Here is a 14,786-nt window from a genome sequence, read left to right as displayed (position 1 = left end):
CCTTACTTGGGGAGGGAATCGAGAGAGGGGCCGAGGATCCAGCTGGCGATCTCTCGGATCGCGCCGTCACCGCCGGGGACGGTGGTGACCGCGCGTGCGGCGCCGCGTACGACGTCGTGGGCGCTCGCGACCGCCACGGGCCAGCCGACGAGGGCGAAGCACGGCAGGTCGTTGACGTCGTTGCCGACGTAGAGCACGCGCTCCGGCGCGATGCCCTGCTCCTCGCACCACTGCTTCAGCGCGAGGTCCTTGCGGTCGATGCCGTGCAGCACGGGAAGCTTCAGCTTCCGGGCACGGGCGGCGACCACAGGGTTCTGTTCCGTGGACAGGATCAGCATCTTCAGGCCGCTTCTGCGCAGGGCCGCGATGCCGAGTCCGTCACCGCGGTGCACGGAGACGAACTCCCGTCCGTCGGAGTCGATCAGCACCCGGTCGTCGGTCTGGGTACCGTCGAAGTCGAGTACGACCGCGTCGATGTCGTCGGCGGTCGGCAGCGAACCGGGGCGGTCCGCGTCGAAGAGGGGGGCCAGGGCGCGCGCCCGGGCCAGGTCGTGCGGGTCGTCGATCTCCAGCACGCGCGCGGGGTCCGTGCGCACGAGTTCCGTGCGGCCGAAGAAGCGGTGCCGGTGCTTGCGGAAGCCGGCCGCGTCCATCGCGTAGGCGGCGCCGGTCTCCAGGAAGTCCTGGGGCCGGTCCTGCCGGCGCGGGCGGTAGGACTTGTCGTGGTTGACACCCACCCCGCCCTCGGACTCCACGTCGGCCTCGCGCCAGACGAAGCCGTGGAACGGGGCCACGGTGACGGCCGTGTCCGCGCCGTTCTCCACGACCGCGCCGGCCACCCCGTCGATGTCCTCGCGGACGAGGAAGGGGCTGGTGCACTGCACGAGCAGGACCACGTCGACGGCCGCGCCGTGCAGCGCCTCGTGGGCGTCCATGGCGTGCAGGACCGCGGCCTCGGAGGTGGCCGTGTCCCCGGCGATCGCGCCGGGGCGCAGCACGACCTCGGCGCCGGCCTCCCGGGCGGCGGCGGCGATGGCCTGGTCGTCGGTGGAGACGACGACGTCGGTCACCAGCCGGGTCGCCCGGCACTCGCGCACCGCGCGCGCCACCAGCGGGACACCGCCGACGGGCGCGAGGTTCTTCGCGGGCACGCCCTTGGAACCGCCACGGGCGGGGATCACCGCGAGCACGCGGCGCACCGAGGCGCCCTGGCCCGCTTCCGGGTTCGACATGGGGTCCACTCCTTGGAAGCCTTGGAAGGTCACAGCTCCCCCATCCGCCGGATCACCGGAGCGACCCGCTGCACGCCGTGGCGGTAGGCGCCGCGGGCGGCGCGGCGCACGATCTGGCGGACCGGTCCGGGCTCCTTGTCGGCGGCGGGCGCGCCGGGCAGCGGGACGCCGTCGGGGCCGAGGTGGTGCCGGGCGAGGATGCCGGGCAGATAGCCGGGCGCGGTCTCGGGGGTGTAGTAGGGGTTCAGGGGCGGCAGGCCGCCGGGGCGGTCCAGCAGCCTGGCGATGCGCTCGCGGGCGGTGTCGAAGGCCGTGCCGTAAGTGCCGTCGGCGGCCACGCCCTGCCGGGACACCCACTCCTCGTCGGCCACCGGGCGGTGGCCGGCGTCGAGCTGGTCCCAGGAGGCGAGGCAGCCGGAGCCGGTGAAGTGGTGGTTGCCGAGCACCTCGCGCACGCCCAGGTCGGTCAGGATCACCGTGGGGATGCGGCGGTGCAGGGCCTCCAGGGCGGCCGTGGAGCTGACCGTGACCAGCAGGTCGGTACGGTCCAGCACCTGGCCCATGTGGCCGTACACCAGGCGGAAGTTGGCGGGCAGGTCCTTGCCCTGCGCCAGCTTCTGGTACGGCAGCTCCTCGATGTGGGTGGTGTGTTCGCCGGGCTTGGAGCGCAGCTTGAGCAGCACCTCGCGCTCGGGGTGCCTGCGGGCGTGCTCGATCAGCCGGTCGAGCAGGTACGTGCGGTCCTTACGGCTGTCCGGGACGGAGGGCTGGGCCGCGAACACCACCGTGCAGCGGTCGTGTTCGCCGGCGTACGGCGCCCCGCCGAGGAAGGGCAGCGCGACCTCGGTGACCGAGGTGGCGTCGGCGCCCACGCCCTCGTACACGGCGCGGAACCGGTCCGCGTCGTGCCGGGAGTTGGCGAGGACGAGGTCCGCGCCGTGCCGCAGCAGCAGGCCGTCGGCGAGCTTCTCGTAGACGACACCGACGTACCCGGTGACGACGACGGGCCGCTTGCCGGCGCCCGCCCAGGCGGCCCGCAGTCCGTGCAGCATCGCCTGGACGCCGCCCCCGACCAGCGCGAGGATGAGGACGTCGTACGACGGCTCACCCATCACACGCAGGAATTCGACGCCGGTGACCTCGCGGAGGGAGTCCGCCCGGACGCCCACCTCCTTCAGCTGGCGGGCCGTCGGGGTGGCGCGCCCCCGCAGGAGGTAGCCGTCGAGGCGGATCTCGGCATCGGCGGGGGCGAGGCGCTGCGCGGTGAGCGCGCCCCACTTCCACCGGGTGTCGGAATCGGCGAGGACGGCGACCCGCAGGGACTTCGTAGCACTTGCTGGCACGCCGAAGACGCTAGGAAGGCATTCCGAGGATCCGCCCAACCAGAATGCAACAAACGGTTAACAGCACATCGCCGAATGGCGAATCAGGCCGTGAGGGCACGGGAAATAAGCCCGGTTCACAGCTTCGCCACGTGCCGTTCACCCAGCATCAAGCAGACGGTCAAGACGAATGACGGGCTTCGTCCTAACGTCCCTGACGTGGTCAAGCTCTCCGTCATCGTGCCGTTCTACAACGTGCAGCAATACGCGCCCGACACGCTCAGGAGCCTGAGGGCGAACGCGCGTGAGGACTTCGAATTCATTCTCGTCGACGACTGCTCCCGCGACGGGACACCAGAGATTCTCGCGCGCGCGGAGCGCGAGCTGCCCGGGGCGGTCCACGTCCGGCACGAGCAGAACGGAGGGCTGGCGACCGCCCGCAACACCGGTATCGACCGGGCGCGCGGCGAGTACCTGACGTTCCTGGACGGCGACGACTGGCTCGCCCCCGGCTACTTCGCGCAGCTGGTCGCCGCGATGGACGAGCTGGGCTGCGACTTCATCCGCACCGACCATGTGCAGTGCACGGCGCGGTCGCGCCAGGTGAACCGGGTCCCCGTCGGCCGGCGCAACGTGGTGCTGGACCCGCGCGACGCCATACTGCCCGCCGACCGGTCCACGTCCGTGGACTACGCGTACGCCTGGGCGGGCGTCTACCACCGCCGGCTGGTGGACAAGGGGCTGCTGCACTTCACCGACGGACTGCGCACGGCCGAGGACCGGCCGTGGATCTGGAAGCTGCACCGGCAGGCGGAATCCTTCGCCGCGGTGAGCATGCTCGGCGTGTTCTACCGGCGCGGGGTCGCCTCCTCGCTCACCCAGATCGGTGACGTACGGCAACTCGATTTCATTCGCGCGTTCGATCAAGTCGTCGCGGAAACCGCTCAGGACCGGGATGCCGATCAGCTGTTGCCGAAGGCCGTCCGCACCTATTGCGCCATCATTTCCCATCATCTGGGATCCATCGAAAGGTTCGAGCCCGCGGTGGCGAAGAAACTGAAATCCATGAGTGCCGCGGCCCTGCGGCGCATGCCGCAGGACGTGCTGGACGAGGCGCTGGACTCCATGGACCTCCAGCGCGCCACCAAGCTGCGCCGGCTGCGCCGCCGTCCCGCCACCGCGGGGGCCGCCGCGTGACCACCCAGATCTTCCAGGCGTCGACGCTGTACGGCACGGCGACCCTCGCCGCGGCCCTGGACTCCGGCTGCTTCCGCCCGGCCGACCGGCGGATCCTGCTGGTCTGCAACAACGCGGCCACGCCCGAGACCACGCCCGCGCTGGACGAGGCGCCCGGCTTCGAGAAGCTGCGCGACCGCTTCGACGACGTGATCCTGTACAACGAGACCATCTTCCCGTTCCACCCGGGCGGCTGGGCGCCCCGCGTGGACGACATGCCGCTGTGGGAACGCTTCCTGCGCCACGAGTGGCAACTCGGCGACGAGGACGTGGAGCTGGCCGTCGAGTCGATCCAGGTCAACCCCTCCCTCGCGCTCGCGCAGATCTTCACCGGCGCCCCGGTCACGGTCTACGCCGACGGACTGATGAGCTACGGCCCCACCCGCAACAAGATCGACCCGCTGGTCGGCACCCGCGTGGACCGGGTGCTCCACCTGGACCTGGTCCCGGGGCTGAAGCCGCTGCTGCTCACCGAGTTCGACGTGCCCGGCGAGATCGTGCAGACGGCCGCCTTCACCAAGGTGCTCGCCGAACTCGCCCCCTCCGGCGCGGAACTGCCGGAGATCGAGGAGCCCGCCCTGCTGCTCGGCCAGTACCTGTCCGCGCTGGACATCCTCACCGCCGAGCAGGAGGAGAAGCTGCATGTGCGGATGCTGAAGGGCGCGGCCGCGCTGGGCCACACCAAGGTCGTGTTCAAACCGCACCCGTCCGCCCCGGCGCGCTTCGCCCGTCTGCTGGAGCAGGAGGCGGAGCGGCTGGAGGTCGAGCTGACCGTGCTCGACACCCCGGTCCTCGCCGAGGTGCTGTACCAGCGCATGCGGCCGACGCTGGTCGTCGGCTGCTTCTCCACCGCCCTGCTCACGGCACAGGCGCTGTACGGCCTCCCGGTCGCCCGGATCGGCACCGAACTGCTGCTGGAGCAGCTCGCGCCGTACGAGAACAGCAACCGGGTCCCGGTGACCATCGTGGACGCGCTGCTGCCCAGCCTCGGTGACCGTGCCGCGGTGACCGAGCAGCGCACCGGCATGGCCGTCGAGGCGCTCGGCGCGCTGATCCGTGCGGTGGGCTTCGCGATGCAGCCGAAGATCTACCCGAAGCTGCGCCCGCACGCGGAGACCTGGCTCGCCCGGCACCTGAACCCCCAGACCACGCGCTACTTCAAGCGCCGGCGCCTGTCCTCGCTGGCCCTGCCCGGCGGGGTGCCCGCCCAGCTGGCGTTCATCCCGCGCAACGCGACGGTCCGCCGGGTGGCCCGCAAGGCGCGCAGCCTGCGCCGGGGCGCACGCGGTTAGCAGCGGCAGGGCGGCGGACCGCACCCGGCCGGCCGCACAACCGAATGAGGAAGGAAAGCGCACATGGCTGCTTCACCCCCCGGCCTCACCGCCGCCCCCGGCCCGCTGATATCCCGGACGGCTCCCGCCCCGGTGTCGTCCCGCGGGCGCGGTAGCCGTCTCCTGGCCCTGGACGGCCTGCGGCTCGTCGCCGCGCTGATGGTCTGCCTTTACCACTACGCCGGACGCGGCGGCACGGTCTCCGCGTCCTGGCACGGGAGTCCGGCCCACCTCTTCCCGTCCCTGTCCCGGGCAGCTGTGTACGGCAATTTCGGCGTGCAGTTCTTCTTCGTCATCAGCGGTTTCGTGATCTGCATGAGCAGCTGGGGCCGTACCCCCGGGGACTTCCTGCGCTCCCGGGTCGCCCGCCTCTACCCCGCCTACTGGGTGGCCCTGTTCCTGGTCACGGGGGCGTCCCTCGCCCTGCCCGTCGTGGTCCACCCGGTCCGGCTGGACGAATTCCTGGTCAATCTGACGATGCTCCAGCAGCCGATGGGCGCGACCCGTGTGCTGGGCGTGTGCTGGACGCTCTGGGTCGAGGTCCGTTTCTACGTGCTGTTCGCGCTGCTCGTCGTCCTGCGCGGGGTGAACCACCGCCGGGTGGTGCTGTTCGCCTGCATCTGGACCGTGGCGGCCGTCCTGTGCCGATCGTCCGGCAACGACCTGCTGAACCAGGTGGTCATGCCGGACTACGCCCCCTTCTTCATCGGCGGTCTGGCGCTGTACCTGGTCCACCGCTTCGGCAGCGACCTGCTCGCGTGGGGCATCGTCGGAATGTCCTGGCTGCTCGCGCAGAGCGAGGCCACCCGCGGGCTGTGGCACCCGCACCCGCACCGCGATCCCTACGTCGTCCTGCTGATAGTCACCGTCGCCTTCGCGGCCGTCGCCGCCGTGGCGCTGGGCTGGGCGCGCTGGGCCTCCTGGTCCTGGCTGGCCACGGCCGGCGCGCTGACGTACCCGTTCTACCTGGTCCATGAACACCTGGGCTGGTTCGTCATCCGGGTGCTGCACCGGGGACTCGGCCTGCCTGCGTGGCCGACCCTGGTGGTGACCGTGCTCGGCATGCTGGTACTGGCCTGGCTGATCCACCGGTTCGTGGAGCGACCGCTCGGCCCACGACTGAAGAGGGCCCTGAAAGCACGGAAGTTGGCCAGCAGTTCACCTCGTCGTGGGTTTTGAAAGTGCCCGACGGGCAGGCACCGTAGAGCCCTTGCCACCTGTTCCTCACAGGCCCCCCGCAGGGATCCCATAGACGCCGTACCGAGGGAGTGCCCACCCCGCATGGCCACCATTCAGGAAGCGACGCAACCGCCCCGCCGTCTCGACGACGTGCCCGGCTGGTTCCCGGTGCTGGACCAGGTGCTGTTCGACTGGTTCCTGAACCGGCAGGAGAGCTCCGGCATGCGGGGTGATCTGCTCGAAGTCGGGGTCTACATGGGCAAGAGCGCGATCTTCACCGGCCGGCACCAGCAGCCGGGCGAGAAGTACACCGTGTGCGACCTCTTCGAGGGCGACGCCCCCGACGACGCCAACCGGGCCGAGGCGACCCAGTCCTACAGCGCGCTGACCCGGCGGCTCTTCGAGGACAACTACCTCTCCTTCCACGACGAGCTGCCCCGCGTGCTGCAGGGCCCCAGCTCACTGGTGCCCGGCGAGGTCGAGCCGGGCTCGTGCCGGTTCGTGCACGTCGACGCCTCCCACCTGTACGAGCATGTGCACGGCGACATAGGAGCCGCGCACGACCTGCTGCTTCCGGACGGCATCGTGGTCCTGGACGACTTCCGCTCCGAGCACACCCCCGGGGTCTCCATAGCCGCCTGGGAGGCCGTGCTCAACCGTGGTCTGCACCCGGTCTGTCTGAGCACCCAGAAGCTGTACGGCACCTGGGGCGACCCGGAGCCGGTCCAGGAGGAGCTGGTGGCCATGGTGCGGGAGCGGTCGGACTGCCACCTGAGTGTCCAGGAAGCCGCCGGACACCGGATCATCCGGCTGAAGTCGAAGGGCATGCGGGCGCCGCAGTTCCCGCCGTCCAAGCACGCGGAGGCGAGCGGGGAACCGGCCGCGGCTCCGGCACCGGAGCCGCGGGAGGCCGCCGCGCCCGCCCCGGACCCCGGACCCGCTCCCGTGGCCGCGCAGGCACCGGTCCGGCCCGCGCCGCGGCGCAGCACGCGCCGGATCCGCCGGGTCGCCGTCGACCTGCTCCCACCGGTGGTCACACGGGCGATACGCAACGCCCGCGCCGCCCGGAGGTGACGGCTCAGCCGGTCCCGTACCGGGCCCCGATGCCCGCGGTCACGACCGCCCGCCCCTCCTCGAACTGCTCGTCGCAGCCGTCGAAGAGCAACTGTCCGGCCTCGGCCGCGAGCAGGTGGCCGGCCGGCCGGCCGCCAAGTGCTTTCCCCGATGTCGTACCCCTCCCGGCGCTCGCCCGGGAGGGGCTTCACGCCCTGCTCCTCGACGACGGAGCCGATCGCTGACATGCCGGTCGCTCTCCTGGTCCGACGGCACGGCGTCGCGGCGGGAACCCTTGCGGCGGCTGGGCGGGGGGTCGGCACGGGGACTGGAGGAGTACGCGCAGCGAGCCTGGGCCTGCGTCAGGCCGAAGCGAGCGTCAGTTTCACCGCGAACCCGAGGAACAGCACACCGGCCGCCGAGGTGGCCGTCACGGACAGCCGCTTGCGGCGCCGGAACGCCGTGGCGAGCCGGGTGCCGCCGAATATCAGCGCGCTGAGATACAGGCCGCTCGCCAGCTGGGCGAACGAGCCGAGGACGACGAAGGACAGCGCCGGGTACGCGTAGCCCGGGTCGACGAACTGCACGAAGAAGGCGACGAAGAACAGGATCGCCTTGGGATTGAACAGGCTGACGACGAGGGCGCGCCGGAAGGGCCGCTCATCGGGGACGGCGGCCGCGGCGGCCGCGGAGCCCTCCAGCGGCTTCTCCCGCCGCGTGCGCCACATCCGCCAGGCGGCCCGCAGCATCCCGATCGCCAGCCAGGTCAGATACCCGGCACCGGCGTACTTCACGATCCCGAACAGCACGGCGTTGGCCTTGAGCAGCGAGGCCACGCCGGCGGCGGACAGCGCCATCAGCACCGTGTCCCCGCACCACACCCCGGCGGCGGCGGTGTAACCGGCCCGCACGCCGCGCCGGGCGGCGACGGACAGGACGTACAGCGAGTTGGGTCCGGGCAGCAGCACGATCAGGATCAGGCCCGCGAGGTAGGTGGGGAGGTCGATGACGCCGAACATGCGAGGAGTGTCGCACGGGGGTACGACACCGGGAGGAGGGGTGGGTCGGACACAACCACCCGTCAGAACACATCCGATGGCACGAAACTACCCCAAACCCCCCGAAGGGAGTTGCACACCTCTCCCACCGTCGCCCGCGCCCGCAGCGCCTCCTTCATCGGATACAGCACGTTGTCCTCCCCCTCCGCCGCCTTCCGCAGCGCGTCCAGCGCCGTGTGCACCGCCCCCCGGTCCCGCTCGGCCCGCAGCTTCTCCAGCCGTTCGGCCTGCCGGGCCTCGATCGCCGGATCGACCCGGAGCGGCTCGTACGGCTCCTCCTCGTCCAGCTGGAAGCGGTTCACCCCCACCACCACCCGTTCCCCGGAGTCCGTCTCCTGCGCGATCCGGTAGGCGTTCCGCTCGATCTCGGTCTTCTGGAAGCCGCGCTCGATCGCCGCGACCGCCCCGCCCAAGTCCTCGACCCGCCGCATCAGGTCGACGGCCGCCTCCTCCACGTCGTCCGTCATCCGCTCCACCGCGTAGGACCCCGCGAACGGGTCCACGGTCGCCGTGACGTCCGTCTCGTGCGCCAGCACCTGCTGGGTCCGCAGCGCCAGCCGGGCGCTCTTGTCCGTCGGCAGGGCGATCGCCTCGTCGAAGGAGTTGGTGTGCAGGGACTGGGTGCCGCCGAGTACCGCCGCGAGCGCCTGCACCGCCACCCGGACCAGGTTCACCTCCGGCTGCTGGGCCGTCAGCTGGACCCCCGCCGTCTGGGTGTGGAAACGCAGCATCAGGGACTTGGGATTGCGCGCCCCGAACTCCTCCCGCATCACCCGGGCCCAGATGCGGCGCGCCGCACGGAACTTGGCGACCTCTTCCAGCAGCGTCGTACGGGCCACGAAGAAGAAGGACAGGCGCGGGGCGAAGTCGTCGACGTCCATGCCCGCCGCCACCGCCGTGCGGACGTACTCGACGCCGTCGGCGAGCGTGAAGGCGATCTCCTGTACGGGCGACGCGCCCGCCTCCGCCATGTGGTAGCCGGAGATCGAGATCGTGTTCCACTTCGGGATCTCGGCGGTGCAGTACCTGAAGATGTCCGCCGTCAGGCGCAGTGAGGGTTTCGGCGGGAAGATGTAGGTCCCCCGCGCGATGTACTCCTTCAGCACGTCGTTCTGGATGGTGCCCGTGAGCCGGCCGGCGGGTACGCCCTGCTCCTCCGCCACCAGCTGGTAGAGGAGCAGCAGCAGCGCCGCCGGGGCGTTGATCGTCATCGACGTGGAGACCTGGTCGAGCGGGATGCCGTCGAACAGCACCCGCATGTCCTCGACGGAGTCGATCGCCACGCCCACCTTGCCGACCTCGCCGTGCGCGAGCGGCGCGTCGGAGTCGTGACCCATCTGGGTGGGCAGGTCGAAGGCGACCGACAGGCCCGTGGTGCCGTGGGCGATCAGCCGGCGGTAGCGGGCGTTGGACTCGGCGGCCGTGCCGAAGCCGGCGTACTGGCGCATGGTCCAGGGGCGGCCGGTGTACATGGTCGGGTAGACCCCGCGGGTGAAGGGGTACGTGCCCGGTTCGCCCAGTTTCCCGGCCGGGTCCCAGCCCTGCAGGGCCTGGGGCCCGTAGACCGGCTCGATCGGCAGTCCCGACTCCGACTCACGCGTCATGGAGGCCTCCGCGGTACGTCCTGTCTCCCCTCACCATGCCCCGTCGTTCGGCGGCGGTCACGCTGGGAAGCATCCTCGGCATGAGGATCCCGCGAAGACCCGCCGCCGTACTCGCCGCTGCCGCCGCCCTCGCCGCCCTGTGCGGCTGCACGGTGCAGCCCACGGACGCCGACGGCAGGGCCCGGGCGCCGGTGCACCTCCGGCTCCCGGGAAGCCGCCCGGCGGATCCCACCCGGACGGCCCAGCGGTCACCGGCCGCGCCCGCGGCGCGGGTGCTGTGGTCGCGCGGTGACAGCGGGCCGGGCGTACGGGAGCTGCAGGCGCGGCTGCGCCGGCTGGACTGGCTGTTCGACGGGCCGACGGGCTCGTACGACGATCTGACCGAGCAGGCCGTCCGGGGCTTCCAGGGCAAGCGGGGTCTGCCACGGACCGGGCGGACGGACACCGTCACCTGGCGGCGGCTGGTCGAGATGACGCATGCGCCCGGCACCTGGGAGCTGTACCTGATGGGCGGTCAGCCGGCCGGTGCGCCAGACCCGCGCTGCATGACCGGGCGGGTGCTGTGCATCGACAAGACGACGCGGACGCTGCGCTGGATGGTCGACGGGCGGACGCTCTCGACCATGTCGGTGCGGTTCGGGGCCCAGTACACGCCCACCCGGGAGGGCGTCTTCCACGTCTACTGGAAGGCGCGGAACTGGGTGTCCACGCTCTACCACTCACCGATGCCGTACGCGATGTTCTTCAGCGGCGGCGAAGCGGTGCACTACTCGTACGACTTCGCGGCGCGGGGCTACGCGGGCGCCTCGCACGGATGCGTGAACGTCCGCGACGAGACGGCGATCGCCGGGCTGTTCGCTCAGGTGCGGGTGGGCGACGAAGTCGTCATCCACTGGTGACGCGGAGCGAGGGGAACCAGGGGAGCGGAGGGAAACGAAGCGGGGCGCGGGCGGGACCGGGGGAACGTGTCCCGCCCGCGCCAGGTGCACGAGCCGTAGGTACGGGGGGAACCCCGGCTCAGTGCGACGGCCGATGACCAGTCGGCTCACTCAGTACTGCGTCCCGGGCTCCAAAAACGTCACACCCCCGCGCGAAAAATTTTTGGCGGCCGCGAAACCGCAGGTCACAGGGGGCGTGAGGGGTGCACGTCGAAGCTGAGGGCGGTGGGGACGACTGCGGCGCCGTCGCCGTGCCGGCGCTTGCCGTCGCCGTTGCCCTTGCCGTCGCCGTTGCCCTTGCCGAGGTGGCCACCCCAGCCCGGGTGACGGCCGCCGCCCCGGCCGGGGTTGCCCTCGTCGTCGCCGCCCTGGCCGTTCTCGTTGCCCTTGCCCTTGCCCTTGTTCCCGCCCCGGGCGCCGCCGTCGTCGCCCTTGCCGCCGCTCGTCGTGCCGTCGGCCGAACCGGCGGTGGCCAGGACGACCTTGCAGTACCGGCTCACCCGGGCGCTGCCGCCCGCCAGCTTCTCCAGGACGCGCCGGCGGCCGCCGTCCAGCTCCTTGCCGTCGCGAAAGTCACGGCAGGCCGCGGCCGCGCCCTTCCACCGGCCGCCGGGGGTGCCGGAGGGCTCGCCGGTGCCCGGAGTGCTGCTCCTGCCCGTGCGGTCGTCCGGTCCGACGGCCTCGCCGGAGGCGCCGCCGGGGTGGCCGCCCGGGCTGCCGCTCGGCAGGCCCGGACCGTCGGTCGCGCCCGGGGTGCCGTGCGGCGGAACCGAGGCGAGCGGCGCCCCGGAACTCGGGTCGGCGGAGACCGAGGCGGCGGGGCCGGGCCGCTCCGGCCCGAACGGCGTGGGCAGCATCCCCGCTCCGGCGGCCATGGCGACCCCGCCGAACGTGCCCGCGGCGACCACGGCGGCCAGCGCCAGGCGCACCGGGCGGCCCCAGCGGGGACGGCGGGCCGGGATTCCGGTAGGGGCCGGGGCGCCGATGCGGACCAGGCCCTCATGGGTGCCGGACGCGGGCAGGCCGAAGGTGCCGTCGGCGCGGCCGGCGGCGGTCCGTTCGGCGTCGGCGGACTCGCGGGCCTTGCGGAACGCGGCCAGGGCCGCCTCTTCGCCGGGGAGTTCACCGGTGGCGGGGGCCGCCTCCGCGGAGAGCGCGCCGAGTGCCTTGGAGAGACGTTCGGCCTGGTCACGGGCGGAGGCGTCGACGGCGTCCAGTGACTCACCGCGCAGCAGGCGTTCCGCCGTCTCCCGGTTCAGCCACTTGTACTGCTCGTCGGCCATCACATGTCCTTCTGCGTCCGCGCACGCGTATCCGTCACAGTTGCGGACGACACCGCGCGACCGCGCGGTTCTCGCTGGGGTGGGAGCGCGTCCAGCACACCGGCCGATTCCGGATCGTCGCCGAGCAGTTCCGCGAGCCGCTTCAGACCGCGGTGCGCCGCGGTCCGTACGGCACCGGCGCGTTTGCCGAGGGTCTCGGCGGCGCTCTTGGCGTCGAGGCCGACGACGACGCGCAGGACGACCGCCTCGGCCTGGTCCTGCGGAAGGCGCGCGATGAGGGAGAGGGTGCTGTCGGTGGCCAGGGCCTCGATGGCCTCGCCGGCCGTGTCGGCCTCGGCGGCCCGGCCGGTCAGTTCCGTCTCGTCGCCGCCTATGGCGGGACGGCGGCCGCGCATGCGTATGTGGTCCAGGGCGCGGTTGCGGGCGATCCGGACGGCCCAGCCACGGAAGCGGTCGGCGTCTCCGCTGAACCGGTCGAGGTCGCGGGCGATCTGCAGCCAGGCCTCGGACGCCACGTCCTCGGCGTCCGGATCACCGACCAGCGTGCGTACGTATCCGAGCAACCGCGGGTGCACCGCGCGGTACACCGTACGGAACGCGCTCTCGTCTCCGCACTGCGCCGCACGCACCGCGGTGGTCAGCTCCGCGTCGTCCCCCAGCACCGCACTCCCTTTACGCCTGGTTCCCTGGTCGGCGCGAAAGGCACGTTACGGCGTGAAACCGCTCCCCGTCCATGTCTGTAGAAGATGCAACTAACTCGTGACCAGGTACGGATGTGCGCAGGGTGAGGGTCCACCGGAACGGGGTGTGACAGAAAACGCACTCACGGCGCTGTAGGGAGTACGGGCCGCGCGCGGTCCGTCAGCGCGACGGCCGGGGCCTCTCCTGTGGGGGGTGGCGGCCCCGGCCGTTGCCTTTACCCGCTCCGCCCGACGGACGAGGGCCGGGACCTACTTCTTCCTGCCGGGGCCCTGACGCCCCGCATCACCACCGCCATTGGCATTCTTGCCTTTGGCGGCACTTTGCCCCTTCACGGGTGGATAGCCGCTTTTGTCGCGCTGTTTGGCCTGAGCAGACGTCAGCCGGGCCGCGCAGTAGGCCGCGACCTCGTCCTTGCCGCCCGCCGCCGTGACGAGCCGCTGCCATGCCGCCGAGTCCAGGGCACCGCCCCGGCCCCCGGCCCGCACGTAGGTACGGCAGTGGGCCACGGTGTCGCGGGCGGTGGCCGGGTGGTCCGGGCGCGCGGAGGCGGCAAGGGAGCCGCGTCCGGTGGCTCCGGCGGGAGCGGCCGGCCGGTGCGGGGCGGTCGTCGACGAGTGCGCCCGCGGCGGGGTGTCGCGGTGGCCGTCGGCGCCGGATCCGGCGGAGCCGATCGCCGCGACCGCGACACCGCCCAGGGTGAGGCTCGCGAGCGCCATCGAGAGCGTGGCCTTCAGCGACAGCCGGGCACGCCTGCGTGCGGCGGGCCGCCAGTCGTCCCGGCGCCGGGTGCGCGCCCGTGCCGGCGCGGACTCGCGGGCGGCGCGGAAAGCGGCCACGGCCCGGCGCTCGGCCTCGGCGTCGACGCCGCCGGCGCGCAGCGCGGCACCGAGCCGGGCCTCGAATGCGGCGTCGGCCCGGGCCCCGTCGGCGCGGTCCGGTGCGGACACGGTGCCCCCGGGGTGCGGGTACCGGCGGCGGAGGAGCCCGTCGCCGCTGTGCCGTTCACCCATGTCCGTTCCCGTCCTCGCCCGCTGTGCCGTCGAAGCCGCGGCTCCCGGACCCGCTACGGGCTCCGGGGCCGGCCGCGCTCCCCTGTCTCCCGTATCCATACGGCTCTCGGCCGGCGCCGTTCATGTCGGCTCACCCGGCGTCCGGGGGCGGTCGCCGGTCATGCCCTCGGTGTCGTCATCGGCCGCTCCGTGGGCGCCCAGCTGCCGGGCGAGACGTTTCAGCCCACGGTGGGCGGCGGTGCGGACGGCGCCGGGACGCTTGCCGAGGACGCGCGCGGCTGCCGGGCCGTCCAGGCCGACGACCACCCGCAGCAGTACCGCCTCGGCCTGGTCGCGGGGCAGGCCGCGCACCAGCTCCAGGGCTCGTTCGGTGGACAGCGACTCCAGGGCCTGCTCGTGAGTGGTGAGCCGGCCGGGCAGCTCCAGCGCGTCCTGTTCCAGCGGCGCGATCCGGGGCCGTACCCGCCTGCGGCGCAGGTGGTCCAGGGCGCGGTGCCGGGCGATGGTCGCGGTCCAGCCGCGGAAACCGGCGCCGTCACCCTTGAACCGGCCGAGGTCCCGGGCGATCTCCAGCCAGGCGTCGGCGGCCACGTCCTCGGCGTCCTCGCCGACCAGGCCCCGCAGATAGCCGAGCAGGCCCGGCTGCACGATCCGGTAGGCCACCGCGAAGGCAGCTTCGTCGCCGTCCCGGGCGCGCGCGACGGCCGCGCCCAGCTCCCCGTCCCGCGGCTGCGGTCGGCGGGCTCGTCCTCCCTGGCCCAAGAACCGTCCTCGTCCGTACCCGGCCCGGGCTCGTGCCCGCGCTCGCACCGAATCGGCATCGTGCGACAGAGGCCGC

The 14,786-nt window shown here is 72.6% G+C and carries 13 protein-coding genes; 5 read left to right on the top strand and 8 right to left on the bottom strand.

All coding sequences use genetic code 11. The features are described 5' to 3' along the window. Positions 1 to 2 precede the first annotated feature (2 nt). Together ABZ919_RS07140 and ABZ919_RS07135 are read right to left on the bottom strand one after the other, a co-directional pair. Positions 3 to 1,232 carry an N-acylneuraminate cytidylyltransferase gene (locus tag ABZ919_RS07140; protein ID WP_361243674.1) on the bottom strand — a complete coding sequence of 410 codons (1,230 nt, stop codon included), beginning with the start codon at positions 1,230 to 1,232 and terminating at the stop codon, positions 3 to 5. Positions 1,233 to 1,261: 29 nt separating this feature from the next. Next, positions 1,262 to 2,575, bottom strand: a complete 1,314-nt coding sequence (locus tag ABZ919_RS07135; RefSeq protein ID WP_361243672.1) for a DUF6716 putative glycosyltransferase — start codon at positions 2,573 to 2,575, stop codon at positions 1,262 to 1,264. Between the two features lie 198 nt (positions 2,576 to 2,773). On the opposite strand from ABZ919_RS07135, the gene ABZ919_RS07130 reads away from it, so the two are divergent. From ABZ919_RS07130 to ABZ919_RS07115, 4 genes are all read left to right on the top strand, one after another. Continuing rightward, complete coding sequence (locus tag ABZ919_RS07130) at positions 2,774 to 3,751, top strand: glycosyltransferase family 2 protein (RefSeq protein ID WP_361243670.1); 978 nt, start codon at positions 2,774 to 2,776, stop codon at positions 3,749 to 3,751. After that, a complete protein-coding gene (locus ABZ919_RS07125) occupies positions 3,748 to 5,082 on the top strand; it encodes an alpha-2,8-polysialyltransferase family protein (protein ID WP_361243668.1) in 1,335 nt (444 codons plus the stop codon). Before ABZ919_RS07130 ends, ABZ919_RS07125 begins: the two co-directional genes overlap by 4 nt. Positions 5,083 to 5,145: 63 nt before the next feature. Beyond that, positions 5,146 to 6,300 carry an acyltransferase gene (locus ABZ919_RS07120; protein ID WP_361243667.1) on the top strand — a complete coding sequence of 385 codons (1,155 nt, stop codon included), beginning with the start codon at positions 5,146 to 5,148 and terminating at the stop codon, positions 6,298 to 6,300. 102 nt (positions 6,301 to 6,402) lie between these two features. Next, positions 6,403 to 7,374 carry a class I SAM-dependent methyltransferase gene (locus tag ABZ919_RS07115; protein WP_361243665.1) on the top strand — a complete coding sequence of 324 codons (972 nt, stop codon included), beginning with the start codon at positions 6,403 to 6,405 and terminating at the stop codon, positions 7,372 to 7,374. A gap of 341 nt (positions 7,375 to 7,715) precedes the next feature. Here the strand turns inward: ABZ919_RS07115 and leuE are convergent, their stop codons facing one another. Then, complete coding sequence (gene leuE, locus ABZ919_RS07110) at positions 7,716 to 8,372, bottom strand: leucine efflux protein LeuE (protein WP_361243663.1); 657 nt, start codon at positions 8,370 to 8,372, stop codon at positions 7,716 to 7,718. 62 nt (positions 8,373 to 8,434) lie between these two features. Beyond that, complete coding sequence (locus ABZ919_RS07105) at positions 8,435 to 10,015, bottom strand: methylmalonyl-CoA mutase family protein (protein ID WP_361243662.1); 1,581 nt, start codon at positions 10,013 to 10,015, stop codon at positions 8,435 to 8,437. A gap of 80 nt (positions 10,016 to 10,095) precedes the next feature. Between ABZ919_RS07105 and ABZ919_RS07100 the strand changes: the two genes are divergently transcribed. Beyond that, on the top strand, positions 10,096 to 10,914 hold the full coding sequence (locus ABZ919_RS07100) for a L,D-transpeptidase family protein (RefSeq protein ID WP_361243660.1): 819 nt from the start codon (positions 10,096 to 10,098) through the stop codon (positions 10,912 to 10,914). Between the two features lie 224 nt (positions 10,915 to 11,138). Here ABZ919_RS07100 and ABZ919_RS07095 read toward each other — a convergent pair whose 3' ends face one another. From ABZ919_RS07095 to ABZ919_RS07080, 4 genes are all read right to left on the bottom strand, one after another. After that, positions 11,139 to 12,236: a hypothetical protein gene (locus ABZ919_RS07095; protein WP_361243659.1), complete on the bottom strand. Its 1,098-nt coding sequence runs from the start codon at positions 12,234 to 12,236 to the stop codon at positions 11,139 to 11,141. Next, the gene (locus ABZ919_RS07090; protein WP_361243657.1) at positions 12,236 to 12,898 is read right to left on the bottom strand and encodes an RNA polymerase sigma factor; all 663 of its coding nucleotides are present in this window, start codon (positions 12,896 to 12,898) and stop codon (positions 12,236 to 12,238) included. The genes ABZ919_RS07095 and ABZ919_RS07090 overlap by 1 nt, the downstream gene beginning before the upstream one ends. Before the next feature lie 288 nt (positions 12,899 to 13,186). Next, the gene (locus tag ABZ919_RS07085; RefSeq protein ID WP_361243655.1) at positions 13,187 to 13,948 is read right to left on the bottom strand and encodes a hypothetical protein; all 762 of its coding nucleotides are present in this window, start codon (positions 13,946 to 13,948) and stop codon (positions 13,187 to 13,189) included. A gap of 120 nt (positions 13,949 to 14,068) precedes the next feature. Further along, positions 14,069 to 14,710, bottom strand: coding sequence for an RNA polymerase sigma factor (locus tag ABZ919_RS07080; RefSeq protein ID WP_361243653.1), 642 nt, complete (start codon positions 14,708 to 14,710; stop codon positions 14,069 to 14,071). Positions 14,711 to 14,786: the final 76 nt, after the last annotated feature.

It is taken from the genome of Streptomyces sp. NPDC046759 (genome assembly GCF_040645475.1).
Lineage (GTDB): Bacteria > Actinomycetota > Actinomycetes > Streptomycetales > Streptomycetaceae > Streptomyces.
This window is presented reverse-complemented; position numbering and strand designations above follow the sequence as displayed.

Excerpts from the sequence above, each read along its gene's own strand:
- ABZ919_RS07140 (WP_361243674.1), bottom strand. The coding sequence starts at position 1,232 with ATGTCGAACCCGGAAGCGGGCCAGGGCGCCTCGGTGCGCCGCGTGCTC.
- ABZ919_RS07120 (WP_361243667.1), top strand. The coding sequence starts at position 5,146 with ATGGCTGCTTCACCCCCCGGCCTCACCGCCGCCCCCGGCCCGCTGATA.
- ABZ919_RS07115 (WP_361243665.1), top strand. The coding sequence starts at position 6,403 with ATGGCCACCATTCAGGAAGCGACGCAACCGCCCCGCCGTCTCGACGAC.
- leuE (WP_361243663.1), bottom strand. The coding sequence starts at position 8,372 with ATGTTCGGCGTCATCGACCTCCCCACCTACCTCGCGGGCCTGATCCTG.
- ABZ919_RS07105 (WP_361243662.1), bottom strand. The coding sequence starts at position 10,015 with ATGACGCGTGAGTCGGAGTCGGGACTGCCGATCGAGCCGGTCTACGGG.
- ABZ919_RS07100 (WP_361243660.1), top strand. The coding sequence starts at position 10,096 with ATGAGGATCCCGCGAAGACCCGCCGCCGTACTCGCCGCTGCCGCCGCC.
- ABZ919_RS07095 (WP_361243659.1), bottom strand. The coding sequence starts at position 12,236 with ATGGCCGACGAGCAGTACAAGTGGCTGAACCGGGAGACGGCGGAACGC.
- ABZ919_RS07085 (WP_361243655.1), bottom strand. The coding sequence starts at position 13,948 with ATGGGTGAACGGCACAGCGGCGACGGGCTCCTCCGCCGCCGGTACCCG.